General features: G+C 66.3%; 25 protein-coding genes. 9 read left to right on the top strand and 16 right to left on the bottom strand.

Annotated features, from left to right (window positions below; all coding sequences use genetic code 11):
- The first annotated feature begins 161 nt into the window (after positions 1–161).
- A complete protein-coding gene (folE2, locus tag JF515_RS08050; protein ID WP_203102917.1) occupies positions 162–1,124 on the top strand; it encodes a GTP cyclohydrolase FolE2 in 963 nt (320 codons plus the stop codon).
- A gap of 78 nt (positions 1,125–1,202) precedes the next feature.
- Here the strand turns inward: folE2 and JF515_RS08045 are convergent, their stop codons facing one another.
- From JF515_RS08045 to thrS, 8 genes are all read right to left on the bottom strand, one after another.
- Positions 1,203–1,733, bottom strand: a complete 531-nt coding sequence (locus tag JF515_RS08045) for an outer membrane beta-barrel protein (RefSeq protein ID WP_203102916.1) — start codon at positions 1,731–1,733, stop codon at positions 1,203–1,205.
- 147 nt (positions 1,734–1,880) lie between these two features.
- A complete protein-coding gene (locus JF515_RS08040; protein WP_203102914.1) occupies positions 1,881–3,188 on the bottom strand; it encodes a hypothetical protein in 1,308 nt (435 codons plus the stop codon).
- Positions 3,189–3,222: 34 nt separating this feature from the next.
- A complete protein-coding gene (locus tag JF515_RS08035; RefSeq protein ID WP_203102912.1) occupies positions 3,223–5,304 on the bottom strand; it encodes a TonB-dependent receptor domain-containing protein in 2,082 nt (693 codons plus the stop codon).
- Positions 5,305–5,411: 107 nt separating this feature from the next.
- A complete protein-coding gene (locus JF515_RS08030; protein ID WP_203102904.1) occupies positions 5,412–5,702 on the bottom strand; it encodes a hypothetical protein in 291 nt (96 codons plus the stop codon).
- On the bottom strand, positions 5,695–5,931 hold the full coding sequence (yidD, locus tag JF515_RS08025) for a membrane protein insertion efficiency factor YidD (RefSeq protein ID WP_203102902.1): 237 nt from the start codon (positions 5,929–5,931) through the stop codon (positions 5,695–5,697). The genes JF515_RS08030 and yidD overlap by 8 nt, the downstream gene beginning before the upstream one ends.
- Before the next feature lie 90 nt (positions 5,932–6,021).
- The gene (gene cysS / locus JF515_RS08020) at positions 6,022–7,404 is read right to left on the bottom strand and encodes a cysteine--tRNA ligase (RefSeq protein ID WP_203102900.1); all 1,383 of its coding nucleotides are present in this window, start codon (positions 7,402–7,404) and stop codon (positions 6,022–6,024) included.
- A gap of 23 nt (positions 7,405–7,427) precedes the next feature.
- Positions 7,428–7,868 (bottom strand): phosphoribosyl-AMP cyclohydrolase, encoded by a 441-nt coding sequence (gene hisI / locus JF515_RS08015; RefSeq protein ID WP_203102898.1) that lies wholly within the window; start codon positions 7,866–7,868, stop codon positions 7,428–7,430.
- 94 nt (positions 7,869–7,962) lie between these two features.
- Entirely contained in the window at positions 7,963–9,879 is a 1,917-nt protein-coding gene (thrS, locus tag JF515_RS08010) for a threonine--tRNA ligase (protein ID WP_203102889.1), read from the bottom strand.
- A gap of 138 nt (positions 9,880–10,017) precedes the next feature.
- On the opposite strand from thrS, the gene JF515_RS08005 reads away from it, so the two are divergent.
- Positions 10,018–11,583, top strand: coding sequence for a GAF and HD-GYP domain-containing protein (locus tag JF515_RS08005; RefSeq protein WP_203102887.1), 1,566 nt, complete (start codon positions 10,018–10,020; stop codon positions 11,581–11,583).
- Between the two features lie 13 nt (positions 11,584–11,596).
- Positions 11,597–12,820, top strand: coding sequence for an MFS transporter (locus tag JF515_RS08000; protein ID WP_203102885.1), 1,224 nt, complete (start codon positions 11,597–11,599; stop codon positions 12,818–12,820).
- Position 12,821: 1 nt separating this feature from the next.
- On the opposite strand, the gene JF515_RS07995 is transcribed toward JF515_RS08000, so the two are convergent.
- Together JF515_RS07995 and JF515_RS07990 are read right to left on the bottom strand one after the other, a co-directional pair.
- Positions 12,822–14,039, bottom strand: a complete 1,218-nt coding sequence (locus tag JF515_RS07995; protein ID WP_238400934.1) for a GGDEF domain-containing protein — start codon at positions 14,037–14,039, stop codon at positions 12,822–12,824.
- A 121-nt stretch (positions 14,040–14,160) separates the two neighbouring features.
- Positions 14,161–14,433 (bottom strand): Arc family DNA-binding protein, encoded by a 273-nt coding sequence (locus tag JF515_RS07990; RefSeq protein ID WP_203102880.1) that lies wholly within the window; start codon positions 14,431–14,433, stop codon positions 14,161–14,163.
- A gap of 140 nt (positions 14,434–14,573) precedes the next feature.
- Between JF515_RS07990 and JF515_RS07985 the strand changes: the two genes are divergently transcribed.
- Positions 14,574–15,524 (top strand): LysR family transcriptional regulator, encoded by a 951-nt coding sequence (locus JF515_RS07985; RefSeq protein WP_203102878.1) that lies wholly within the window; start codon positions 14,574–14,576, stop codon positions 15,522–15,524.
- A 48-nt stretch (positions 15,525–15,572) separates the two neighbouring features.
- Here JF515_RS07985 and JF515_RS07980 read toward each other — a convergent pair whose 3' ends face one another.
- Positions 15,573–16,484 carry a 6-pyruvoyl trahydropterin synthase family protein gene (locus JF515_RS07980; protein WP_203102876.1) on the bottom strand — a complete coding sequence of 304 codons (912 nt, stop codon included), beginning with the start codon at positions 16,482–16,484 and terminating at the stop codon, positions 15,573–15,575.
- A gap of 191 nt (positions 16,485–16,675) precedes the next feature.
- Between JF515_RS07980 and JF515_RS07975 the strand changes: the two genes are divergently transcribed.
- From JF515_RS07975 to JF515_RS07960, 4 genes are read left to right on the top strand one after another with little or no spacing between them, the layout of a single operon-like run.
- Positions 16,676–17,014 (top strand): histidine triad nucleotide-binding protein, encoded by a 339-nt coding sequence (locus JF515_RS07975; RefSeq protein WP_203102873.1) that lies wholly within the window; start codon positions 16,676–16,678, stop codon positions 17,012–17,014.
- 56 nt (positions 17,015–17,070) lie between these two features.
- Complete coding sequence (locus tag JF515_RS07970; RefSeq protein ID WP_203102871.1) at positions 17,071–17,466, top strand: hypothetical protein; 396 nt, start codon at positions 17,071–17,073, stop codon at positions 17,464–17,466.
- Positions 17,467–17,468: 2 nt separating this feature from the next.
- Positions 17,469–18,080, top strand: a complete 612-nt coding sequence (locus JF515_RS07965) for a GNAT family N-acetyltransferase (protein ID WP_238400933.1) — start codon at positions 17,469–17,471, stop codon at positions 18,078–18,080.
- Positions 18,077–18,673, top strand: coding sequence for an ACP phosphodiesterase (locus tag JF515_RS07960; RefSeq protein WP_203102869.1), 597 nt, complete (start codon positions 18,077–18,079; stop codon positions 18,671–18,673). Before JF515_RS07965 ends, JF515_RS07960 begins: the two co-directional genes overlap by 4 nt.
- Here the strand turns inward: JF515_RS07960 and JF515_RS07955 are convergent.
- On the bottom strand, positions 18,650–19,483 hold the full coding sequence (locus tag JF515_RS07955; RefSeq protein ID WP_203102867.1) for an SDR family oxidoreductase: 834 nt from the start codon (positions 19,481–19,483) through the stop codon (positions 18,650–18,652). The genes JF515_RS07960 and JF515_RS07955 overlap by 24 nt on opposite strands.
- Positions 19,484–19,581: 98 nt before the next feature.
- Positions 19,582–20,430, bottom strand: coding sequence for an alpha/beta fold hydrolase (locus JF515_RS07950; RefSeq protein ID WP_203102865.1), 849 nt, complete (start codon positions 20,428–20,430; stop codon positions 19,582–19,584).
- A gap of 26 nt (positions 20,431–20,456) precedes the next feature.
- On the opposite strand from JF515_RS07950, the gene JF515_RS07945 reads away from it, so the two are divergent.
- On the top strand, positions 20,457–20,879 hold the full coding sequence (locus JF515_RS07945; RefSeq protein ID WP_203102862.1) for a 3D domain-containing protein: 423 nt from the start codon (positions 20,457–20,459) through the stop codon (positions 20,877–20,879).
- Between the two features lie 159 nt (positions 20,880–21,038).
- Here JF515_RS07945 and JF515_RS07940 read toward each other — a convergent pair whose 3' ends face one another.
- From JF515_RS07940 to JF515_RS07930, 3 genes are read right to left on the bottom strand one after another with little or no spacing between them, the layout of a single operon-like run.
- Positions 21,039–21,800: an SDR family oxidoreductase gene (locus tag JF515_RS07940; RefSeq protein WP_203102861.1), complete on the bottom strand. Its 762-nt coding sequence runs from the start codon at positions 21,798–21,800 to the stop codon at positions 21,039–21,041.
- Complete coding sequence (locus JF515_RS07935; protein WP_203102860.1) at positions 21,797–22,744, bottom strand: alpha/beta hydrolase; 948 nt, start codon at positions 22,742–22,744, stop codon at positions 21,797–21,799. Before JF515_RS07935 ends, JF515_RS07940 begins: the two co-directional genes overlap by 4 nt.
- The gene (locus JF515_RS07930; RefSeq protein ID WP_203102859.1) at positions 22,728–24,182 is read right to left on the bottom strand and encodes a flavin-containing monooxygenase; all 1,455 of its coding nucleotides are present in this window, start codon (positions 24,180–24,182) and stop codon (positions 22,728–22,730) included. Before JF515_RS07930 ends, JF515_RS07935 begins: the two co-directional genes overlap by 17 nt.
- Positions 24,183–24,221: the final 39 nt, after the last annotated feature.

Genomic DNA, 24,221 nt, shown 5'->3' with positions numbered 1-24,221 from the left:
TCGTCGCCATTGTCAATCCCTCATCGCCGGGAGGTCTATTTGTCCCGGTGATTCTGCTACACTTCGCGTCCCTGTGTGATCGGGCGATGACAATCAGGTTGCCATTCTGTTCACCTGATCGGCGTCATGCTTCGCCGCCGTCGTCCCTACGGAGATTCCCCATGAAGCGCGATAGTGGTGCCGGAACCACAAAATCCATGCCGGACGTGGCCTCCAATTCCATGGTGGACCACCTGCATACCACCCTGGACTGGGTCGGCATGAGCCAGATTCACCTGCCCGCCCGGGTCAGCGATACCCTGGCCGGCGAGCGTCCGGTGAGCACCTCGATTCAGGCCTATGTGAGCCTGTCCAACCCGGACGCCAAGGGCATTCATATGTCCCGGCTGTATCTGATGCTGGAGGAGACCTTCGGTGATCATTCGGTCAGCGCTTCGTCCATCGAAACCCTGCTCGACAACTTCCTGAACACCCACGAGGGGCTTAGCGACCAGGCCTTCGTGCAGTTCGATTTCGAGTACTCCATGCGCCGCCCCGCGCTCAAGAGCAGCTATGCCGGCTGGAAGAGCTACCCGGTGACCATCAAGGCCACCAAGGCCGGCGAAGGGCTGCGCCTGGAGCTGGCGGTGGAAGTGCCGTATTCCTCCACCTGCCCGTGCTCGGCGGCCCTGGCCCGACAACTGATCCAGGAGCAGTTCCGTGAGGACTTCGGTGGTGATGGCCAGGTGGATATGGAGAAGGTGTTCGAGTGGCTGGGCACCGAGGAAGGCATCATGGCCACCCCGCACAGCCAGCGTTCCGTGGCGCAGGTGCGCGTGGTGCTGGATACCGGTTGCGACGAGGCCTTCCCGATCACCGCCCTGATCGACACCATCGAGGGCGCGCTCAAGACTCCGGTGCAGACCGCCGTGAAGCGGGTCGACGAGCAGGAATTCGCCAAGCTCAACGGGCAGAACCTGATGTTCTGTGAGGACGCCGCCCGGCGCCTCAAGCAGGCCCTGAATGGCCAGCAGTGCTACCAGGACTTCTGGCTGCGGGTGAACCACCTGGAGAGCCTGCATGCCCATGACGCGGTGGCCATCGTCACCAAGGGCGTGGACGGTGGTTACCTGCCGATTCCCTGATTGGCGGCGGGCCGTTTCCGAATACAAAAAAGCCGCGCGACGCGCGGCTTTTTTGTGCCTGGCTGGGCCGGGTGACGCTCAGAAGCGGCCGTTCAGGCCAATACCGATATTGCTCACCTCATCGCCACCGCGATCCACGGCGCGCAGATACTCCACGCTCACGAACACCACGTCGGTCAGGCTGATATCGGCGCCCAGCCCCAGGGAGAGGTCCGTGTAGTTGTCGCCTTTGGAACCACCGCCGGGGTAATCAATGGTGGTTTCCATGCGGGTCAGGCCAATCAGGCCGTAGGGGCGCACCGGCAGCGTGTTGGGAAACTGACCACGGAAATAAGCACCGTAGTAACGGTCGATCTCCACGTCGGCGCCGCCACCCAGGCTGTCGTCACCGATGCCCAGGCCCAGGCGCAGTTCGCCACCCAGGGTCTCGTTGCGGTTGATCCAGCTACCGAATTTGAATTGCAGCGCGTTGGGATCGGCGCTGCCGCCACGGTCGGGCTCGATGTCGCTGCGCACGTAATCCAGGCCGGCGTAACCCGCCGCCATCGCGGGCACGGAAAGAACGGAAAGGGGCAGGGCAAGGCCAGCGGCCAACAGCCATCGTTTCATGGGGGACTCCGAATTCCACTGCTTTGAGGATGACCCCCATTGTAGTGAAAAGCCGCGCCCATGGCGACGCGGTGTATCGCGACTGAAGTCGCTCCTACAGCAATATCGTAGGAGCGACTTTAGTCGCGAAAGGGCGCGTGACGACGATCAATGCTCGTGATCGTGTTCGTCTTCCCCGGTTTCCTCTCCGTGGTCGTGCTCGCCGGCGATACCGGTCCAGGCCAGGCCGGTGGGGGCGAAGTCCAGGGCCACGGTTTCCACCGACAGGTTTTCCAGGTCGAGGACATGCAGTGCCGGTGCCGCCGGGTCGGTGACGAACGCCTGTTCGGCGGCGGCGCTCACCGCCAGGGCCGGCGCCGGGCCGGCGGCGGGCACGTCGTCGAGCAGTGGCACGGTGCCGCGATGGGACCAGTCGGCGGTTTCCAGCACATGCAGACTCCCCTCGCTGTCAAGGATCAGCAGGTGCTCTCCGTGAGCGTCGAAGGCCTGGGCCAGGGCGGTCACCGCGGCGCCGCCGCCGTCCACGGCACCGTCGCGCCAGTCGGTTTCGGTGGCGGTTTCCGCCTCCGGATCAATCACATAGAGGTTGTCGCCCGGGTAGGAAAACGCCGCCAGTTCCGCCACGTCGGGGTGGCCGAGTACCGAGGTCAGCCGTTCCGCCACCGCGATCTTGTGGGCGTGGAAGTGATCGTCGTGCAGCTCCACCAGCAGGGCGCCGTCCTGGCAGCCGAACACCGTGTACAGGCCGCTGGTGGCGGCGCCGTGCAGGCCCGGGCAGGCGGTGCCGAGCTCGCCTTCGTCGTGGAAATGGTCACCGTGCAGCTCGAACACGGTGACGCCGTCCGCGGCGTCGCCGCTGGTGGCCGTGTGACTGGCCAACACCAGGCCTTCCAGGGGTTCGGCAACGCCATGGTGGGCGGTGTCCAGCGTCTGGGAGGCCAGCACCCCGCCGGCTTCCAGGCTTTCATCGCTGAACAGTTGGAAGCTGCTCATTTGCGCGGCGCCATCGTCGCCGTCGAAGAACAGCGCGCCATGCTCGCCATTGACCCGGTAATGGGTGGGCGCCACCCCATTGAGCGTGAAGGCCAGCATGGAGGGCGCGTCCTCATGCACATGGTCGTCATGTTGGTGGATGCCGTTGTCCAGGAATTCCACCTGATCGTCGTCACGCTGAAGGATTACCGCGTAGCGGCTTTCCGGGCTGGCGTACACCGCCGTGGCCGGATGCACCAGGGCGAAATCGGCGATCGTCTCGCCGCTTTCCAGGTCATGCACATAAACCCGTGAGTGGGCGCCGTCGGCATGGGTGAATACCAGGCGACCGGCCGAGTCGGTATGTTCGTGATCATGGTCATCGCCGGGTAACTCGGTGCTGCCGGTGTCGTTGTTGCAGGCGGCAAGCAGGACCGATGCCGCCAGCAGGGCGGCGCCGGTGGGGGAAAAATACCGTTTCATTGTTGTCTCCGAATTCGTTTCGTCGTGGTCCGCGTCAGAAGGTCATGCGCACGCCGGCGGTCAGATTGCGACCGGGTTCCGGAACGGTGCGCGCCAGGAAGGACGCGTGATTCCACACTTCCTCGCCGAGCAGGTTGCTGCCGCGCAGGAAGACGCTGTATTGGGGGCTGCCGGTGAAGGTGTAGCTCACCGTGGCATTGAGCATGTCGTGGCCGGGGGTGCGGCTCTCGAAGCCGGCGATCTGGTCCTGGGCGAACACCCGGTAGAACTCCAGCTCCCCGTCGAAGGCGCGCCAGAAGGTGTTCAGGCGCCCGCCCAGTCTTTGCGCGGGGATGCGTGGCAGTTCGTTGCCACCGTCATCGAACTCGGCGCGCACCACGTCACCGAACAGGGTGGTGGAGAACCGCTCGGTCCACTGATAGGTGGCTTCGGCTTCCGCGCCGATGAAGGTCACGTCCGCCTGGCTGTACTTGATCAGGCGGAATTCCTCGATCTGGTCGAGGGTGCGGGCATAGACGTAGTTGTCCACCTGGTTATGGAACAGTCCCAGGTCGAAGGTCAGATCACCGTTCACCTTGCGCAGGTTGAGGCCCACGTTATGGGAGGTTTCCGTCTCCAGACTGTCGTCGTTGGCGCTGCCGCCACAGGTGTACCGGTCGGCGAGCAGGCCGCACTCATAGGTGTTGGTGGCCAGGTGCACCCCCTGGGCATAGACCTCCTGGGCCTGGGCCAGGCGCTGGGAGCGGGCCAGGGACAGCGACACGTTGTAGTCCGGGCGGAACGCCCAGGTCAGCGCGGTGGACAGGGAAGCGGCGCTATCGCTTTCCGAGGGCAGTGGCCGGTCCGCGTCATCCGGGTCGAGCTTCTGGTGCTCGAAGCGGGCACCGGCTTCCAGTTGCCAGCGATCATTGAAACGGTAGCGTTCCACGGCGAACAGCGCGGCGACCCGGGTGTCGGTCCTGGGCACCACCGCTTCCTCACCGGAGGTTTCGATGCGACCGTCGGAGAACTGGGTGCCCACGGTGCCGCGCCAGCCCAGGATCGGGGCGTGCTCCGCTTCTACCCGGGCGTCCACGCCGCGATGCCGGAAGGTGGTGCCGATGGCGTCTTCCTCGATTTCATGGTGGCGGTAGTCAGTGTGGCTGGCGCGCAGGCGTACCGCCTCCACGCCGGCGAACGGTTGACGGTACTCGCCACGCAGGTCCACCCGGCGGCTGTCGAGATCCACGAACGGCGCTTCGTGCTCACCGTGCTCGTGTTCGTGGCCGGCTTCTTCGCATTCCAGGCTGGCGCCGTTGGAGGTGCAGCCTTCGAATTCGTGACTGTGGCCCGGCAGTCCGTAGAGATCTCCCCGGTAGGAGTAGGCCAGGCCCAGGTAGCCCCGGTCGCCGATCCAGGACAGGCCGACGCTGGCATTGTTGCTCTCCGCCCAGGTGCCGTTGATGGTCGGGTCGGTGAAGCCGTTGACTTCATAGTCGCTCGCTTCGCGGCGGGCGCCTTCCACGTGCAGGGCCAGGTGCTCGCCGGCCCGGGTAGTCAGGCCCACGGCACCGGCGCTTTCGTCGGCCACGGTGTTGCCGCGCGCGGAGAAGAAGCCTTCCACCGGTTTATCCGGCATGCGGGTGGGGATCTTGTCATCCAGCACGTTGACCACGCCGCCGATGGCGCCGCCGCCGTAGAGCAGGGTAGACGGGCCGCGCAGCACTTCCACCTTGCGGCTGAGCATGGGTTCCACGGTGGTGGCGTGGTCCGGGGAAATCTCCGACATATCGAACAGACGGGCGCCATCGGATAGCACGCTGACCCGGGGCGCGGTCTGGCCGCGGATTACCGGCCGGCTGCTGCCGGCGCCGAAGGTGTCCGCGTGCACGCCAGGCAGGCCATTCAGCGTGTCGCCGAGAGTGGCTTCGCTTTGTTGGAACAGCAGGTCGCCGTCCAGCAGATCGAAGGAGGCCGGGGTCAGGTCGGCGTCACTGCCCAGGGGCAGGGCGGAGACCTCCACGGCCTCCAGTTGGTGGTCCTCGGTGGCCGGCTCGGCGGCGCTCACGTAGCCGCACAGGGCCACCAGGGCGGCCGCCGTGGCCGGCGCCGCCAGAGGGGCGTTGAAGCGTTTCATGTTGTCTCCTGATATACAGCCGCGACCGGCGTCCATGGCCAGGGGCCACGGAGGGACGCGGGATCGGCGCGCGCCGGGCGCGCCCTCGGAATGTTACGAATCCGGGGTCAGGAGAGTCGGGGGGGCGCACGCGCCAGGTGGACGCTGGCGGCGACCTGGTAGGGAGGGAGAACCGGGCCGGTATTCAGCGGTGCCCCGGCGGGGGCCGGCGGTGGTGCCACCAACAGCGACGGTGCCGCCGCCATGCCGTGGCCATGGAGCGCCTGGCAATCGTGCTGGGCCACCACGTCACGGTGGCTATCGAAGATGTGGCTGGGGGCGTGCCAGGCGAGCACCGCTTGCGCCACCAGCAGCAGGGCGGCGAACAGCAGGTGCCGGCGCGGGCGGAGGTCAGTCATCGGTCGGTTCGCCTTCGCGACCGGGCACCGGATCGAAACCGCCAGGGTGCCAGGGGTGGCATTTGCAAAGGCGTTTCGCCGCCAGGGCGCTACCGCGCAGGCTGCCATGGGTTTCCACCGCCTGCCGGGCGTACTCCGAGCAGGTCGGATAGAAACGGCACTGGTTGCCCACCCAGGGGCTGAGCACCAGTTGGTAGAGCCGCAGACTGGCAAGCAAAACGGGTTTCAAAACGGCATCCGAAACAGAGACTGAACGTAACTGCCCATCATAGAACGAACAATATGACAAAAACCACCATGGCTCCGGTGGTAGTCCACTTCAGGCGCGGGTCCAGCGGGTGCCCTCGCGGGTATCCTCCAACTGGATGCCGGCGTCCTTGAGCTGGTCGCGAATCTCGTCGGCGCGGGCGAAATTCCGGTCCTTTTTGGCCTGGGTGCGTTGGGCGACCAGGTCGTCGATGGCGGCGGCGTCCAGGTCGTCGTCGCCGGCCTTCTTGTTCTGGAACCAGGCGGTGGGGTCCGCGTCCAGCAGCCCCAGCAGGTCGGCGCCGGCCAGCAGCTCGGCCTTGAGCGCCGGCTTGTCGGCGGGCTCCGCCTTGTTCAGCCGGGCGGCGATGCCGTGCAGGGCGCTGATCGCCTCGGAGGTGTTCAGATCATCGAGCAGCGCCAACCGTACCGGGTGATCCTCGGGCAGGGTGTAGCCAGTCGCGGCGGTCACGGATTCGCCGCGCCCGAGCAATGCGTAGTAGAGAGAATCCAGGCTGCGTTCGGCCTGCTCCAGCAGTTCAGCGGAGAAATTCAGCGGCGACCGGTAATGGCTGGACAACAGAGCAAAGCGCAGCACCTCGCCGGGGTATTCCTTGAGCAGCTCGCGGACCAGGCGGAAGTTGCCCAGGGACTTGGACATCTTCTCGCCGTCGATGTTGATGTAGCCGTTGTGCATCCAGTAGCGCACGTACTCGGTGCCGTGGGCGCAGCAGCCCTGGGCGATTTCGTTCTCGTGGTGCGGGAAGATCAGATCCTGGCCGCCACCGTGGATGTCGATCACGTCGCCGAGGTGTTTGTGGATCATCGCCGAGCATTCGATGTGCCAGCCGGGGCGACCCCGGCCCCAGGGGGAATCCCAGCCGGGCTGGTCCGCGTCGCTGGGCTTCCACAGCACGAAATCACCGGGGTGGCGCTTGTAGTCGGCCACTTCCACCCGCGCACCGGCCAGCATGTCTTCCAGGTTGCGCCCGGAGAGCTTGCCGTAGTCGGGCATGGATTCCACCGCGAACAGCACGTGGTCCTGGGATTCGTAGGCGTGGCCCTTGGCGATCAGGGTCTCGATCATGGCGATCATGTCGCCGATGTGATCGGTGGCCATCGGAGTGATCGACGGGTCCAGAGCGCCGAGGGCGGCCATGTCTTCCTGAAAGGCGGTGGTGAAGCGCCGGGTGAGGGCGTCCATGGATTCACCGGTATCCGCGCAGGCCTTGATGATCTTGTCATCGATGTCGGTGATGTTGCGGGCGTACACCACCCCTGGGTAAAGGCGCTTGAGCAGCCGGTAGAGCACGTCGAACACCACCACCGGGCGGGCGTTGCCGATGTGCACGTAGTTATAGACCGTGGGGCCGCACACGTAGAGCGTCACGCGATTCGGGTCCAGAGGAACGAAGTCGTCCTTGGTGCCGGTGAGGGTGTTGTGCAGTTTCAGCATCCGGGTGCGGTCCTGGGGCTGGTTTATTTCGAGGTGTCTTTGCCGTACAGCTCCGCCGGGTCGATCAGCGGCGTCTTGTCGATGGTGGCCCGGTCGCCGTCCAGCTTCCAGTAGAAGCAATCCCGTCGCCCGGTGTGGCAGGCCGGACCGGTCTGGTCCACCCGCGCCAGCAGCACGTCGCCGTCGCAGTCCACGCGCAGTTCCTTGAGCGTCTGCACCTGGCCGGAGGATTCCCCCTTACGCCACAGAGTGCCCCGCGAACGGGAGTAGTAACAGACCCGGCCGGTGGCCAGTGTCTCCTCGATGGCGGCCCGGTTCATCCAGGCGAACATCAGCACCTCGCCGGTGTCGTGCTGCTGGGCGATCACCGGCACCAGGCCGGCGTCGTTGAGCACCAGGTTATCCAGCGCCTCGCCCAGCGATACGCTGAAGCCTTCCGGTTGCCGTTCGTTCTCTTTGAACATGATGCCTCCTGCCTCGCCGCCGTAGGAGCGACTTCAGCCGCGATCCGCAAGGCGGTTGATCGTGACTGAAGTCGCTCCTACAACACCGGGGCCGTCAGATCGGTGAGCGGGTCTCCCGGAAGAGGGCGTCCACCGCTTCTTCCAGGCCGGCTTCCTCGGTGTCCTTGGAGCCCAGGCTGCGGATCGCTACCTTGCGCTCCTCCGCTTCCTTCTCGCCCACCACCCAGATGCGAGGGGTTTTCGCCTTGGAGTGTTCGCGCACCTTGAAGCCGATTTTCTCGTTGCGGGTATCCAGCTCCGCCGGCACGCCCCGGGCCTTGAGCAGGGCCACCGCCTCGGCGGCGTAATCGTCCACCGCGTTGGTGATGGTGCACACCACCACCGGGGTGGGCGCCATCCACAGAGGCAGGTGGCCGGCGGTGGATTCAATCAGGATGCCGAGGAAGCGCTCCAGGGAGCCGAGCACCGCCCGGTGCAGCATCACCGGCCGTTGGCGCGAGCCATCCTCGGCCACGTATTCGGCGTCGAGTCGTTCGGGCAGCACGAAGTCCACCTGCAGGGTGCCGCATTGCCAGTCCCGTCCGATGGCGTCGCGCAGCACGAACTCCAGTTTCGGGCCATAGAAGGCGCCTTCGCCCGGGTTCAGTTCACATTCCAGGCCCAGGGATTCCACCGCCTCGCGCAGGGCCGACTCCGCCTTGTCCCAGGTGGCGTCGGTGCCGGCGCGTTTTTCCGGCCGGTCGGAGAATTTGATGCGGAACTGCTCGAAGCCAAAGTCCTTGTACACCTCACGCAGCATCTGGATGAAGGTGGCGGTTTCCTCGTTGACCTGGCCCTCGGTGCAGAAGATATGCCCGTCGTCCTGGCTGAACGAGCGTGCCCGCATCAGGCCGTGCAGCGCGCCGTGGGCCTCATTGCGGAACAGGGCCGTGAACTCGCCCATGCGGATCGGCAGGTCCCGGTAGCTTTTGATGCCCTGGTTGAAGATCTGCACATGGCCGGGGCAGTTCATCGGCTTGATCGCCATCTCCCGGTCATCGTGGGTACAGACCGTGAACATGTCGTCGGAATACTTATCCCAATGGCCGGATTTTTCCCACAGCACCCGGTCCATCATCTGCGGCGTCGACACCTCGTCGTAGCCGTACTTGATCATCTTGTCGCGGATGTAGTTTTCCAGGTTCTTGCGCAGGCGCCAGCCCTTGGCGTGCCAGAACATGCTGCCCACCGCTTCCTGCTGGGTGTGGAACAGGTCCATTTCCCGGGCCAGTTTGCGGTGATCGCGTTTCTCCGCTTCCTCGAGCTGTTTGAGGTAGGCGCCGAGTTCCTTCTTATCCCGCCAGGCCGTGCCATAGATGCGCTGTAGCTGGGCGTTGTCGGCGTTGCCGCGCCAGTAGGCGCCGGCCACCTTCATCAGTTTGAAGCCGTCGCCCAGCTTGCTGGTGGCGGGCAGATGCGGGCCCCGGCACAGGTCGATGAAATCGCCCTGACGGTACAGGGAGACTTCCTGGTCGGCGGGCAGGTCGCGGATGATTTCGGCCTTGAACTCCTCGCCCTGGTCCAGAAAGAAGCGGATTGCCTCGTCGCGGTCCCATACCTCACGGCGGATGTCCTCATTGCGGCGCACGATCTCCTGCATGCGCTTCTCGATCGCCTTGAGATCCTCAGGGGTGAAGGGCTCTTCCCGGTGAAAGTCGTAATAGAAGCCGTTCTCAATGGTCGGCCCGATGGTCACCTGGGTGCCGGGGAACAGCTCCTGGACCGCCTCCGCCATTACATGGGCGGCATCGTGGCGAATCAGCTCCAGGGCATCGTCGTGGTCCCGGGTGATGATTTCCACTTCGGTGCCATCCGTGAGCGGCAGGTAGACGTCCGTGAGGCGCCCGTCGGCCCTGGCGGCCAGGGCCTGCTTGGCGAGTTTCTTGCTGATCCGCTCGGCGATCTCCAGGGCGGAGGCCGGCTGATCAAACTCCATGGTTGCCCCATCGGGCAGTCGGTAGCGCACGCTCATGAATGAAAAGGGGTCCGAGGCTAAGGGTTGCGGAACCGAGGAATGGTAGGCAATCGACCGGCGCCGTTCAAGCGGCCCCGCTTTACCGGCACGATGGGCTGTGCCTATGCTAGGCCGGCCTGACAACGGAATGACGCCATGAGCAAGCTGGAAGGGGTGCCTGGCACCCAGCTACCACCCCTGTTGCGGGTGGCCCGCCAGATCAACGTCCAGAGCGACCTGGCGCCGCTCGCACGCACGGTGCTGAAGGAGGCCCTGGGGCTGGCCCGGGCCGAGGCCGGCGTGCTCTGGCTGCGTCGCGAGGAGCAGCATGGCGAGTGGCTGGAATGCGCCGGCCAGGCTCTGGACGGCGAGGACCCGGGCGCCGACCCGGGGCCGGACCAGCCGCGCCTGTCTTTGGACGAGGCCGGCGCCGGGCACCCGGCGGCACGGACCGTGCACCGCGGCGGCGTGCTGCATCTTACCGGCGCGGCGCTGGATGAAGCGGACCATACCCGTCTGGTACCGGGGTTGGTGACCCGGGTGGTGTCGCTGCTGCTGGTGCCGCTGACCAACCATGAAGGCCGGGTGGTGGGTGTGCTGCAGTTGGTCAACGCGCGCGGTGAAGCCGGTGCCGGGCCCTTTCCGGTGCGCACCCGGGCCCTGCTGGAAGCACTCGGTGGCTACGCCGGCATCGCCCTCAACAACCTGATGCTGGTCCAGGAACTCAAGGACCTGCTGGATGCCTTCGTGAAGGTGTTCGCCCGTGCCATCGACGCCAAGAGCTCTCACACCAGCGCCCACTGCGAACGGGTGCCCCTGCTCACCGAACTGCTCGCCCGTGCCGCCTGCGATGACGCCACTGCCTTCGCCGATTTCCAGCTCGACGAGGACGAATGGTATGAGCTGCGCGTGGCGGCATGGCTGCACGACTGCGGCAAGCTGGCGATTCCGGATTCGGTGCTCGACAAGGCCACCAAGCTGCACGGCCTGCATGACCGCATAGAACTGGTGGCGGCGCGTTTCTCGGCGGTGCGTTCGGAAGTGGAGCGGCACTATCTGCGCGATTGCCTGGAGTCCCCGGACCGGGAAGCGGAACACCGGCGCCGCCGGCAGGAGGACATTGATGCCCTGGAAGCGGATCTGGCGTTTCTGGAGCGCATCAATATCGGCGGTGAAACCATGGCCGCCGAGGACGTGGCGCGGGTGAGGCGTATCGCCGAGCGCCCCTGGGTGGATGCCCGGGGTGAAACCCGACCGCTGCTCAGTGATGACGAGGTGGCCAACCTCTGTATCACCCGGGGCACGCTCACCGAGGAAGAGCGGCGCATCATTAACAGCCACATGGACGTCACCCTGGATATGCTGGAGTCGCTGCCTTTTCCGCGCAAGCTGCGGCGTGTGCCGGAATACGCCGGGGGGCACCACGAGCGTATGGATGGCACCGGCTTTCCGCGCGGTCTGACCCGGGAGCAGATGTCGATTCCGGCCCGGATCATGGCCATCGCCGATGTGTTCGAGGCCCTCACCGCGCGAGAACGACCCTACAAAACGCCGCTGAAAATCTCCGAGGCCCTGGGCATCATGCAGCGCATGCGCGACAATCGGCACCTTGATCCGGACCTCTACCGGCTGTTCCTGGACGCCGGGGTCTGGCGCGACTACGCGCGCGCCGCCCTGGACCCGGAACAGCTGGACGTGGATGATCCCACGCCTTTCCGATAACGGACCCGAAAGCATGCCATCGAACGCCGCTCCGGCGACGATGCCGTCCTGGTTGGTGCTGATGCTGGCCACCGCCTGCGGCTTGATCGTCGCCAATATCTATTATTCCCAGCCCCTGGTGGGGCCCATCGCCGAGTCGCTTTCCCTGTCGCCGGGGGCGGCCGGTCTGATCGTCACCATGACCCAGGTGGGTTACGGCGCCGGTCTGCTGCTGGTGGTACCCCTGGGGGACCTGGTGGAAAACCGTCGCCTGGTGATCGCGGTGGTGCTGCTCGCCGCCTTGGCGCTCGTCGCCGCCCTGTTCGCCCGCCATGCGACCACCTTCCTGGCGGCCGCTCTGGGCATTGGCTTCGGCTCGGTGGCGGTGCAGATTCTGCTGCCCTACGCCGCCCATCTGGCGCCGGCGGAGCGCCGGGGGCAGGTAGTGGGCACGGTCATGAGCGGCCTGATGCTGGGCATCATGCTGGCGCGACCGGTGGCCAGCGCTCTCACCCAGGCATTCGGTTGGCAGGCGGTGTTCGTGGTGTCGGCGGTGATGATGGTGGCGTTGAGTCTGGTGCTGGCGCGGGTGATGCCGGAGCGATGGCCCAAGCCGGGCCCCGGCTATGGCGGTTTGCTGCTGTCCATGGGCTGGTTGCTGCGCCATACCCCGATTCTGCGTCGGCGCGCTCTTTACCAGGCCTTCCTGTTCGCCGCCTTCAGCCTGTTCTGGACCGCGGTGCCCCTGCTGCTGGCCAGCCCGCTATACGGCTTCAGCCAGGGCGGTATCGCTCTGTTCGGCCTGGCCGGGGTGGCCGGCGCGGTGGCGGCGCCCATTGCCGGGCGGCTGGCGGATCGGGGTTTTACCCGACCGGCCACGGTGGTCGCCATGCTGATCTCCAGCGCCGCCCTCGGCCTCACCCTGCTGGCCGAGCCCGGCTCCACCCTGGCGGTGGCGATGCTGGTGACGGCGGCGGTGGTGTTGGATTTCGGCGTGTCCGCCAACGTGGTGCTGGGTCAGCGTGCCATTTACGGCCTCGGCGACACCTACCGGGGCCGCCTCAACGGCCTGTACATGGCGACCTTTTTCACCGGTGGGGCACTGGGTTCCGCCGTGGGCGGCTGGTCCCAGGCCCACGGTGGCTGGTCGCTGACCGCCACCATCGGGGCGCTGCTGCCCCTGGCGGCGCTGGGTTATTTCCTCACGGAACTGGCGCTGGGGGTGCCGGAGCCGTCCTGGCTGGAAGGCGAAGCCTGACTCACAGGGCCAGCACCCGGCCCTGGTCATCCATGTAGGCCACCTGGTTGCGACCGGCGCCCTTGGCTTGATAAAGCGCCTCGTCGGCGCACTTGATCAGGGTATTGGCGTCGGCGGCCTGTTGCCCGGCACAGGCCACGCCGACGCTGATGGTCACCACCTGGCTGACCCGTGAGCCGCTGTGAGGCAGCCCCAACTGCTCGATACGGGTACGCATGCGTTCGGCGACCACCAACGCGTCCTTGAGGCTGGTGTTGGCGAGCACCACCATGAACTCCTCGCCGCCGTAGCGGGCCACGAAGTCCTTGTCGCCCTGGGTCAGGGCACGAGGAATGGACGCGATCGCCTTGAGGCACTCGTCGCCGGCCAGGTGCCCGTAGGTGTCGTTGTACTGTTTGAAGAAATCGATATCGAACAGCAGCAGGGTGACCCGCTCCTGGCCGCGCCCGAAGCCATGCAGTAGCTCATCCAGCCGGCTTTCCATGCCGCGCCGGTTGAGGCAGCCGGTCAGGCCGTCCACGGTGGCCTGACTCTCCAGGACCCGGTTGGCGGAATGCAGTTCGTCGCGGTGCTGGAACAGGACGTTCTCGGACAGGAAATGCTGGCGCAGCAGGCGCTCATAGATGTACTGGCCGAACAGGCTCATGCTGGCGCTGGACAACGACAGCAGCAACAACACCAGGGACAGCTCCTCGCTGGTGCCCCCTCCCCGATAGAGGCAGGCGGCGAGCACGCCGATCATCGCCAGGCTGCCGGTCACCGCCCAGTAAAAGGGCACCCGCAGCAGTACCGACATGAGCAGAATCGCCAGCGGCGTTTGCAGAAACAGGCTGAATGCCAACGGGTGGTTCACGGTCACCGCCATCCAATCGCCGGTGAGGGCAACCGCCATGGCCAGGGCCATGCTCATGCCATGCAGCCAGCGCCGCCATTCCCCGTGCCGGGCCACCAGCGCGGTGGCCACGGCCAGCATCAGACACAGCAGCCGTGGTCGCCAGGTGCTGGCGGCCACCTCCGGCGACAGGAAGAATTCCAGGGCCAGAGCCAGCGACAACAGCACCGCTACGTTGAGTGCCGCCCACGGCGCCACCCGCGCCACGCTGTCGCGGAAAAAGTCGGCGAAATCCCGCTCCAGGGGGGCGGGCAGGCGCAGGTGCCAGGGCAGATGGATGTCGTTGCCGCTGGGCAGCCGGCTCATCCGTTGCGATTCGTCCTTCAACTGCGTTCCATCCCTCCGACGTGCCCGCCCCATGGGCGGAAGCCATTTGTTAGGCGTACGGAAAATGTGCGTTTAAGAGTAACAGCATTGATTGGTTCAATGCGCCCCCGATGAAGGGGGCTCAGTCGAGCAGGGCGAGCAGGGCCTGGCGTTTGGCCGGGGAGAGGCCCCGGAAGCGGTCGAGCAGGTAGCGTTCTTCGTCGCCGGCGGGCACGGCCTGCCGAGCCACCGGCAGGCTGTCGGGCCAGTGCCCCAGGCTATGCTTCAAACGCGCCACGATTTCCGCATTCATACTGCGATGGCCGAGGTGGGCGGCGCTGGCGATGCGATCGCGCATACCGCCCGGAAAACGCACCACGAACTTCTCCACGCGTGGTTGCTCCTGCTGTTTCATAGTCCCTGCCGCACCTTGGGAAAAAGAGCACCATACGCATTAATTTGCTAAACGGCGATGTCCCCGGTGCCCCGTCGCTCCAGAAAGCGACCTGGTTAACAGTTAGAATTCCATCGGTTTCACGGGTTATTATTCAGACCATGAATCTCGCCAGCGCCGACCTCAATTTGCTGAAATACCTGGACGTTCTTCTGCGTGAGAAGAACGTGACCCGGGCCGCCGAGCAGCTGGGCATCACCCAGCCGGCCATGAGCAACAGCCTCAAGCGGCTGCGCCTGATGTTCGGCGACCCGTTGCTGATCCGTACCAGCGAAGGCATGACCGCCACCGATCGCGCCCAGGAGTTGCAGCCCCTGGTGCGCCAGTTGATTGCCCAGGCCGAAGCCCTGTTCACCCCGGAGGATGGTTTCCAGCCCTCGGACAGCCGGCGGGTGTTCCGCATCATGACCAGTGACTATGCCGAGGCCACATTGGTACCGCACATCGTGCGACGCCTGCGTGAAGAGGCGCCCAACGTGGTGCTGGATTTCCTGACCCCTTCGGACGTGAGCTACCCGGACATGGAGCAGGGGCGGGTGGACATGGCGCTGAACCGCTTTAACGAGATTCCCGGCTCCTTCCACCAGGTGACGCTGTGGCGCGACACCTTCTCCTGCCTGCTCAACCGGGATAATCCCATCGCCGATCACTTCGACCTGGACAGCTACCTGTCGGCCCAGCACATCTGGGTGTCGAAGACCGGCTTCGGGGTGGGCTTTGGCATGAATCCGGAGAAGCTCGGCGGGCTGGGCTGGATCGACCACGCCCTGCAGCGGTTGGGCCGCAGCCGCAAGATCAGCATCTTTACCCGGCATTATCAGATGCCGGCGCTGCTGGCCATGAACAATGACCTGGTGGCCACATTGCCCAGCCGGGTGGCGCGCATGCAGGTGCAAAATGACAACCTGGTGATCAAGGCGCCGCCGTTCGAGATTCCGGAGTTCGAGCTGAAGATGGCCTGGTCGCCCCTGCTGCACCACAACACCGCGCACCGCTGGTTGCGCCGCCTGATTCAGGAAGAAACCGAGAGCATCCTGGCGCAAACCGACTGAAAAGCGGTGAACAGTTAAGAGTTAACTGTTCACCGCTTTCAGGGCGGATCACAGCACTGAAGAGCCGGTGAGCCAGCCGCCCTTGGCGCGGCCCGGGTTGTCCTCGCCGGCCTCGGCGATGGCGCCCTTGCCGACGCCTTCGAAGGCGCGCACGCGGAAGCGCTTGCCCGGTGCTTCCCGGGCCAGTTCACCGGCGATGTGCCCGGCCAGGTTCTCCACCGTGGAGTCGTGGTTCACCAGATAGCAGTGGTCTTCCGGGATCACCAGCTCGAAGTGGCCCTGTTCGGCATCGTAGCGGAACCGGTGGTGGGGTACTTCATCCACGTAGTAAGTGCCTTCCAGGTCTTCCTCGGTGCCGATGTAGATGTCTTCCCAGCGGTCCGCCCAGAGCTTTTCCCAGTAGCGGCTGCGGCGGCCGTTCTCGAAAATTTCGATGCCGGAACGGTGACCATGGGCAATGCGCTGGCAATTGCCGTCGTGTTTCTTGAGACCGTGGGAGTAATGGTAGAAAGGCGCCGTGCCGGTGTCCTCCTCGCGCAGAATCACGCGTACCTCGGCGACATTGGACGGCACCGTCTCCCGGATCAGCTCCATCAGGTAGAGCGTCACGCCGGCCTTGGAAATCTCCATGCCTGGCAGGCTCAGTACCGCCGCCGCCGGCGATACCATGCGAATTTCGCCGGCCAGATAACGCCAGGCCAGGCTCAGGTGCCCGTCGTCACGCTCGTGCAGGTCGAGCTGTTCGCTGTCGCGGGGCACCAGCAACCGGTGGTCGACGCGCTCGTCGACGGTGCGTTTAACGGTTTTCTTGATGTGGCCGAAGTCGAACACCATGCCCTGGGCGTCCAGTTCACCGGACAGCTCCAGATCCACGATCCACGACTCGCCCACCATGCCGCGCTTGGCGTGGAGATAGGAAAAATCCACCACGGTCAGGTTTTCAACGAACAACGTGGCCATAAGGTCTCGTCGGTTTAGAGGGTGGGTGAAGTCAAGGCGCCATTATAGTCAGTCGGGCGCCGTGGACTCACCCCGGGTTTTGTAAATTGCTGGTGCCGCATGGTCGGGGTGTGATCGGGATCATGATCGACGTGAAGGCCGGCGTGTTCTATCGTTGGGCCTTTCCGATCCTGGCAGGCTGGAGACAGGCCATGAGCGAAACGATTTTTTCCAAGATCATCGACCGGGAGATTCCCGCCGATATCATTTACGAGGATGACCAGTGCCTGGCGTTCAGGGACATCAACCCCCAGGCACCCACCCATTTCCTGGTGATCCCCCGGAAACCGATCCCCAAGCTGTCCGATGCGCAAGGGGAAGACAAGGAACTGCTTGGGCATCTGCTGCTGGTGGCCGGTCAGGTGGCCGCCGAGCAGGGGCTGGAGGACTTCCGCCTCAACGTGAACAATGGCGCTGGCGCCAGCCAGACCGTGTTCCACCTGCATGTGCACGTGTTGGGTGGCCGGCCCTTTTCCTGGCCGCCGGGCTGAATTCCCCGCCCGGGCACCATGGACACGACGAACAATAATAATCAGGAGTGCGTGCGATGAAGCGATGGATGATTCCTCTTCTCTCCCTTTCCCTGGCCGCCCCGGTGCTGGCGGTGCCGCCGGAGAACCCGGATCAGGTGAAGGGAATGATCAACGATCTGGAAACCCTGGCGGGCCAGGGCCGTGCCCTCAAGAGCGGCCATGATCCGGCGGACCCGGCGGCGGTAACGGCATGCCGGGCGGAGCACGGTGCCCTTCACGACCGGGCCGTGGCCCTGCGTGATGGCGCCGCCACGCTGCCACAGCTGGCCTACCGGGTGAATCTGACCATGGCGGCCAGTGCCGCCGTGGCCTGCGTGGCCTGCGACCAGGGCGCCGACAAGTGCGACGCCGTGGCGCCGGCTTTGGAGCGGGTGCGCCACCAGATGAACACCCCGCCCGCCAAGGAGTGACCATGGAAAGCATGGCCAAGGATCGTTGGATCGAACCGGTGGTTCTGGAAGGGGAACGGGTGTGCCTGGAACCGCTGAGCCAGGCCCACGCCGGCGACCTGGCCGACGCCTGCCGTGACGGTGAACTGTGGAAGCTCTGGTACACCTTCGCCCCGGCGCCGGAACGGGTCGGTGATTACATCGCCACGGCCCTGGCCGGTCGGGAGCACGGCGAGATGCCGTTCGCGGTGCGCCACAAGGACAGCGGCCGGGTGGTGGGCAGCACCCGCTTCTTCCGTGTCGACGAGGACAACCGTCGCCTGGAGCTGGGGCATACCTGGTATGCGCGCCGCTGCCAGCGCACCGGGCTGAACACCGAGTGCAAGTGGCTGCTGCTGCGCCATGCTTTCGAGACCCTGGATGCGATCGCCGTGGAGTTGCGCACGCACTGGCACAATCGCGCCTCGCGGTCGGCCATCGCGCGGCTCGGCGCCAAGCAGGACGGCGTGCTGCGCAACCACACCATCAGCGCCGACGGGGTCTACCGGGATACCGTGGTGTTCTCGATCATCAACCACGAATGGCCGGCGGTGCGCCAGAACCTGCGCTTCCTGATGGAGCGGGGCGGCCGGTGAACTACTTCGCCCACCTGGCGCTGGCGCGGCCCACGCCGGCTTCCAAGGTCGGTAATCTGTTGGGTGATTTCATGCGCGGGGTGCGCGAGGAAGAGCTGCCGCCGCCGGTTCGTCAGGGGTTGCGCAACCACCGGCTGGTGGACCGCGTCACCGATGGACACCCGCCGGTGCGTGACAGCCGCCGGCTGTTCGCCGCCCCACGGCGCCGTTTCGCCGGGGTGGCCCTGGATGTTCTGTTCGATCACTTCCTGGTGCGCCACTGGGAACGCTTCCACGATCACGACCTGGACACCGCCCTGGATCACGACTATCGCTTGCTGCGCGCCGGCGAACCGTTAATGCCGGCGGACATGCGCGCGGTGGTGGAACGCATGGTCAGCCAGGACTGGATTCGTCGCTACGCGGAGCTGGACACCGTGGGCCGGGCGCTGGACCGGATTGCCGCCCGGGTGCGCTTCGCCAACCGCTTCCAGGGCTGCCAGACGGACATCGAGCGCCACTACCGGGAGTTGGAAGCGGTGTTCCTGGACCTTTACCCACGCCTGCAACGGGCGGTGGCCGAGCAGGCTCTAGAGCGGGTTGATGCCCAGTAGCGCCATGCTGTCCTGATAAAGCCGTTCCGCCACTTTCTTGTTGCGTGCCCGGGGCGACCGGGCGGCGGGGCCCTTGGCGTCGAAGTAGCCGCCGGTGACGCCGTCCAGAGCCGGGTCCATGGCCAGCCGTGCCGGCAGCCGCGCGGCTTTCTCCGGGGTGGTCAGGGTGGGGCGGATCAGCTTCATCAGCGGCTCCGGTACATGCCGGAAAATGGGGGTGTCGACGCCGCCGGGGTGCAGGGCGTTGCTGGTGATGTCCTGGCCGGCCAGGCGCTGGGCCAGCACATCACTGAACAGAATGTTGCCCAGCTTGGACTGGCCGTAGGCGTCCATCACCAGGTAGGGCCGGCGCCCGCGCCAGGTGCGGGAATTGATGCGCCCCAGCCAGTGGGCCACCGAGGCCACATGCAACACCCGGGCGCCGGGTCGTTGCTGCAGCAGTGGCAGCAGCAGGTGGGTGAGCAGCACCGGGGCAAGATAATTGACCCCGAACTGCATCTCGAAGCCGTCGGCGGTGAATTGCTGGCGGCTGGGCACCACGCCGGCGTTGTTGATCAGCACGTCCAGCCCGTCCAGTTCATCGTTGAGGCGGCGGGCGCAGCCGCGCACCTTGGTGAGATCCGCCAGATCCAGCTCGAACAGCCGTACCCGGGCATCGGGCTGGTTGTTCTTGATGCGTGCCAGGGCCGCCTGGCCCTTACTCCGGTCGCGGCAGGCGAGGATCACCTCCGCCCCCTGTTCCGCCAGTTGCTCGGCGGTGCACAGACCAATGCCGGAATTGCCGCCGGTGATCAGAACCCGTTTACTCATGGTGTCGCGGTCTCCTTTCCGTCGTGGGAATGAACAGGCCTCACAAGCCTAGCAAATTCGGCGCCAGTTACCGGGACAGTAACGCCGGCCCGGGGCCGTCATTCCGGCAACTCCGTCGTCGCCGGCAGCCAGGCGAGAATGGCATCCACCACTTGGGGCCAGTGCCGTCCCTGCAGCAGAAGGTGCGGGCCGTTCGTGAAGAAGCGGTAGGCGCCGTGATCGCCCAGGTGTGCGTTGAGGCGCCGGATGCCCACCGCCGGCACCGAGGTATCCTGGCCGCCATACAGCACCAGGGTGGGAAGGGAGAGCGCCGGCGCCGCGTCACTGGCGTCGTCGGCCAACAGGATCAGGCCCCGGTAGGCATCCAGGCGCACCCGCCGCATCACCAGCGGGTCCTCGGCCAGACGGCGGGCGGCCCCGGGGGCGAGCTTCGGGTCGTCCGGTGGCCGGGCTACCTTGAGCCGGTAGCCCGGCGCCACGGTGGCCGCGGCGGCGATCAGAACATTCCAGCCGTAGCGCAGTCGAATCCCTTCACGCACCGCCGGCGCGGCGAGGATCAGCCCGTCCAGGGGCAGATCCGGGTGGCGGGCCGCCACCAGCATGGCCACCGCGCCGCCCAGACTCTCGCCGAGCAGGTACAGGGGGCGATCAGGATAACGGTCCGCCAGCCGCCGGGTCAGCGCGGCGGCGTCGTCCACCAGCCGGGCCTCGCCGGCCCAGTGATCGTCGAGGTTTCGGCCGCCAAAGCCGGCCTGGTCGAAGGCATACACGCTGTAGCCGGCTTCGGCCAGGGCGGGGGCCGCCAGATTGAAGGCGGCGGCGTGGTCGCCGAAACTGTGCAAAGCGACAATCACGCCGCGCGGCTCGCCGGTCGCCGCCCACACCCGGGGTTCCGCCGGGGGCGGGGTGGGCGGCGCGCCGGCGCACGCGGAAAGAAGCAGCAGCATCAATGGGTACCAGAGGGAACGTAGCGATGTCATCGACGCAGTCTGACGAAAGCCGGGTGAAGAGCGGGTTCAGGGTGTTGGGCCTGGCGGCGTTGCTGCTCGCTTGTGGGCCGGTGGTGGCGGATTCCTTCGAGGAGGAGGCCAGCGTCACCGCCACGGCCTTCAATTCCCTGCCCGGCCAGGGCGCCGGTGATGATCACAGCCTGGCGGCCTGGGGCGACACCCTGGTGCCCGGCATGAAAGCCATCGCCGTGTCCCGGGATCTGCTCGGCCAGGGGCTGGATTACGGCACCCCGGTTCGCATCGAGGGCCTGGACGGCATTTGGTACGTGCGCGACAAGATGCACCGGCGCTGGCGCAACAAGATCGATATCTACATGGGCGAGGACCGCGACGCCGCCCTGGAGTGGGGCCGGCGCCGGGTCACCATCCAGTGGGACGAGGATTAGGGCCTGTTAACACTACTTGCATCGCACCTGCTGGCGCCTTTTTGGCCTCCAGCGTCGTTGTCAGTCGCTTATTTGGACTGACCAAACGGCGCTCCCTCCGCCTAGCTGGAGATCCAAAATGACACCCAGCAGGCGCGATGCAAGTAGTGTTAACAGGCCCTAGGGCCGGCTCAGCCAGCGCATCAGTTCCCGGGTGGCCCGGCGCGGCGTCAGCTTTTCCATCAGCACGGTGAGCCGGAACGGCAGCCCCACCGGGGTGTGCACCCGGTCGCTGCCCAGGGCGCGCTCCGCCGCCGCCGCGATTTCCTCGGCGCTCAGCTTCACTCCCATCCGCTTGACCACCGGCGCCTGGAAGGCCTGGTCGCGGACCATGGGCGTGTCCACGAACGGTGGCATCAGGTCCTGCACGCGGATGCCGTGGCGGCGCCATTCCAGGTCCAGGGCCTCGGTGAGGCCGCGCACCGCGAACTTGGACGCTGAATACACCGCCAAGTGCGGCACGCCGTAAAGCGCCGAGGCGGAGCTCATGTTCAGCACATGGGGCCGGTCGGCCCCTTTCAGGTGCGGCAGGCAGGCCAGGCACATATTGAGGGTGCCCTGCACGTTGATCTCCAGGGTGCGACGGTGCAGCTCCGGGTCCACGTCTTCCACGAACCCCATGCGCAGGATGCCGGCGCCATTGAACAGCACGTCCAAGCCGCCGGCCTCGGCCGCGAAGGCATCCGCCGCCGCCTGGCAGGCTTGCGCGTCGCGCACGTCCAGGGCGCGGCTCCAGACGCGCTCCCCCATTTCCGCCCGCAGGGCGGTCAGCGCCTGGTCGTTGACGTCCAGCAACCCCACCGACCAGCCCCGGGAATGAAAACGGCGGGCGGTGGCCTGGCCGATACCGCTGGCCGCGCCAGTGATCAGGATACGGCTCATGGCGCGCCTCGCGTGGCGCCGGCCAGGTGGCCGCTCAGGAAAGCCTGGATGTCCGCCAGCGCCCGGTCGGCGTCGGCGAGCACGCCGCCGTGCAGTTGGAACACATGCCAGCGACCGGGGAAGCACTGGTAGCGGGCTTCGGTATCGGCCTCGTCCAGGGCCTCCGCCAACCGTTCGCTGTCGGCGCGCAGGATCTCATCGCCCCCGCACTGAATCAGCAACGGCGGCAGGCCGTTGAGGTCACCGTGCAGGGGCGAGGCGGCGGGGTGGTCCCGGCGTCCCCGGGCATAGGCGTCGGCGGCGGCGTTCAGCCAGGGCAGGCTGAGCATGGCCTCGCCTTCCACCTTCTCCGGTGTATTCGCCAGGGTCAGGTCCACCCACGGCGAGAGCAGTACGCCCGCCGCCGGCGGTGGCAGGGTGGCGCCGTCACGCAGGTGCTGCAGGAACGCCAGGCTCAGACCGCCGCCGGCGGAATCGCCGGCTACCGCCATGCGCGCCGGGTCATGGTCCTGTTCCAGAAGGGCGCGGTATACGGTGATGGCATCGTCCAGGGCCGCCGGACAGGGGGCTTCCGGCGCCAGCCGGTAGTCCACCACCACCACGGTGGCGTCCAGATCCCGGGCCAGGCGGGTGGTCAGGGCGCGGTGGGTGCCCGGGCCGCCGCTGACGTAGCCGCCACCGTGCAGGTAGAGCAGCGTGGCGGCGCGGCCTTCGCCCACCACTTCCACCGGCACGCCGCCGAAGCGCGCGCGGCGACGCGGCACGCCCCGGGCGGGCAGGGTGGCGCGGGCCACCGTGGCCAGCCAGCGCCGTTGCAGGCCGACCGGCGCGCGCGCCTGGAAAGCGGGGCTGAGCAGGGTTTTCAGGCTGCCGCGCAGGGTGGCGGCGATCAGGCGTTGTGACGGGGTTTCCGTCACGCCGCCCTGTTCACGGATGCAACTCATAATCGCGAGGGTCCAGTCGTCGGGTGCGGTGCCGGTAACGGAAGGTGAAACCGGGCCAGTTGTTGGTGTTCTTGCCGCTTTCGGTCTTGTACCAGCTGTCGCAGCCTTGTCCCCAGACGCTGTCGCGCAGGCGCGCCTGGATCTCCCGGTTGAAGCGGTCCTGTACCTGAGCGGTTACTTCCAGGCCACCCACGCCGGGGCGCTCCAGCTCCTCCAGGGCGCTCAGCACATAGCTGATCTGGGACTCCAGCATGTAGACGATGGAGTTGTGACCCAGGTTGGTGTTGGGGCCGTACAGCATGAACAGGTTGGGGAAGCCGTGCACGGTGATGCCCAGGTAGGCCTCGGCGCCGTCTCGCCAGGCCTGGTTCAGATCCCGGCCCTGACGGCCCAGGATGGTCATCGGCGCCAGGAAATCGGTGGCCTGGAAGCCGGTGCCGAAAATCAGCACGTCGGCGTCGTGGTGGTGGCCGTCCGTATCCACGAGGCCGGTTTCGTCCACCGCCGCCACGCCGCCGGTGTGTACCTCGATGCCGAAGCGTTCGATGGCCTGGAAGTAATCGTTGGAGATCAGGATGCGCTTGCAGCCCATGGGGTAATCCGGGGTCAGCTTCTCGCGCAGCACGGGGTCGCTGATGGTGCGCCGCAGGTAGCGCTGGAACAGCCACTGATAGACTTTCATCACCCCCTGCAGGGCGGTGAAGCCCAGTACCCGGGTTTCGTTCTGGGCATAGACCCGGGCCCGGTCCAGCGTTTGCAGCCAGGGCAACCGGGCCATCAGCCGCTGCTCCAGGGGGGAGTAGGGGCGGTCCGGTTTGGGGATCACATAGGCGGCGGAGCGCTGGAACAGCTTCACCTTGCGCGCCTGCCTGGCCACCTCCGGCACGAACTGGATGGCGCTGGCGCCGGTACCCACCACCGCCACCGTCTTGCCGGCCAGGTCCGCGTCGTGGTCCCAGCGGGCGCTGTGGAAGGCCGGCCCCTGGAAACGCTCCAGCCCCGGTACCCGGGGCCAGGCCGGCCGGTTCAACTGGCCGGTGGCGGTGATCAGGGCGCGGGCGGTGAGCTCGCCCTGGTCGGTGACGATCCGCCACAGGCCGGCGTCCTCGTCGAAGCGCGCCTCGCGCACCTCGGTGCCCAGGCGCAGATGGCGTTCCAGGTCATGATCCCGGGCGCAGCGCTTCAAATAATCGAGAATCTCCGCCTGGGGCGCGAAGCGGCGTGACCAGTCGAACTTACGGGCGAAGGAAAAGGAATACAGATGGGATGGCACGTCACAGGCGGCGCCAGGGTAGGTGTTGTCCCGCCAGGCGCCACCGACCTGGCCCGCTTTCTCGAGAATCACCAGCGAATGCCGGCCCCGTTTTTTCAACTCGATGGCCATGCCCAGGCCGCCGAAGCCGGCGCCAATGATCGCCACCTGAAAATCCGCTTGCATGGAAGGGTCCCTGCCAGAAAACCTTACTCTAGCCCGCCG

It is taken from the genome of Alloalcanivorax marinus, assembly GCF_016785095.1.
Classification (GTDB): domain Bacteria; phylum Pseudomonadota; class Gammaproteobacteria; order Pseudomonadales; family Alcanivoracaceae; genus Alloalcanivorax; species Alloalcanivorax marinus_A.
This window is presented reverse-complemented; position numbering and strand designations above follow the sequence as displayed.

Coding starts and splice junctions, on each gene's coding strand:
- JF515_RS08005 (WP_203102887.1), top strand. CDS start 10,018: ATGAGCAAGCTGGAAGGGGTGCCTGGCACCCAGCTACCACCCCTGTTG.
- JF515_RS07930 (WP_203102859.1), bottom strand. CDS start 24,182: ATGCAAGCGGATTTTCAGGTGGCGATCATTGGCGCCGGCTTCGGCGGC.
- JF515_RS07950 (WP_203102865.1), bottom strand. CDS start 20,430: ATGCTGCTGCTTCTTTCCGCGTGCGCCGGCGCGCCGCCCACCCCGCCC.
- JF515_RS07955 (WP_203102867.1), bottom strand. CDS start 19,483: ATGAGTAAACGGGTTCTGATCACCGGCGGCAATTCCGGCATTGGTCTG.
- JF515_RS07945 (WP_203102862.1), top strand. CDS start 20,457: ATGTCATCGACGCAGTCTGACGAAAGCCGGGTGAAGAGCGGGTTCAGG.
- JF515_RS07970 (WP_203102871.1), top strand. CDS start 17,071: ATGAAGCGATGGATGATTCCTCTTCTCTCCCTTTCCCTGGCCGCCCCG.
- JF515_RS07975 (WP_203102873.1), top strand. CDS start 16,676: ATGAGCGAAACGATTTTTTCCAAGATCATCGACCGGGAGATTCCCGCC.
- JF515_RS08045 (WP_203102916.1), bottom strand. CDS start 1,733: ATGAAACGATGGCTGTTGGCCGCTGGCCTTGCCCTGCCCCTTTCCGTT.
- JF515_RS08000 (WP_203102885.1), top strand. CDS start 11,597: ATGCCATCGAACGCCGCTCCGGCGACGATGCCGTCCTGGTTGGTGCTG.
- JF515_RS07985 (WP_203102878.1), top strand. CDS start 14,574: ATGAATCTCGCCAGCGCCGACCTCAATTTGCTGAAATACCTGGACGTT.
- JF515_RS08040 (WP_203102914.1), bottom strand. CDS start 3,188: ATGAAACGGTATTTTTCCCCCACCGGCGCCGCCCTGCTGGCGGCATCG.
- hisI (WP_203102898.1), bottom strand. CDS start 7,868: ATGTTCAAAGAGAACGAACGGCAACCGGAAGGCTTCAGCGTATCGCTG.
- JF515_RS08030 (WP_203102904.1), bottom strand. CDS start 5,702: ATGACTGACCTCCGCCCGCGCCGGCACCTGCTGTTCGCCGCCCTGCTG.
- JF515_RS07980 (WP_203102876.1), bottom strand. CDS start 16,484: ATGGCCACGTTGTTCGTTGAAAACCTGACCGTGGTGGATTTTTCCTAT.
- JF515_RS07935 (WP_203102860.1), bottom strand. CDS start 22,744: ATGAGTTGCATCCGTGAACAGGGCGGCGTGACGGAAACCCCGTCACAA.
- folE2 (WP_203102917.1), top strand. CDS start 162: ATGAAGCGCGATAGTGGTGCCGGAACCACAAAATCCATGCCGGACGTG.
- JF515_RS07965 (WP_238400933.1), top strand. CDS start 17,469: ATGGAAAGCATGGCCAAGGATCGTTGGATCGAACCGGTGGTTCTGGAA.
- JF515_RS07990 (WP_203102880.1), bottom strand. CDS start 14,433: ATGAAACAGCAGGAGCAACCACGCGTGGAGAAGTTCGTGGTGCGTTTT.
- thrS (WP_203102889.1), bottom strand. CDS start 9,879: ATGAGCGTGCGCTACCGACTGCCCGATGGGGCAACCATGGAGTTTGAT.
- JF515_RS07940 (WP_203102861.1), bottom strand. CDS start 21,800: ATGAGCCGTATCCTGATCACTGGCGCGGCCAGCGGTATCGGCCAGGCC.
- JF515_RS08035 (WP_203102912.1), bottom strand. CDS start 5,304: ATGAAACGCTTCAACGCCCCTCTGGCGGCGCCGGCCACGGCGGCCGCC.
- cysS (WP_203102900.1), bottom strand. CDS start 7,404: ATGCTGAAACTGCACAACACCCTCACCGGCACCAAGGACGACTTCGTT.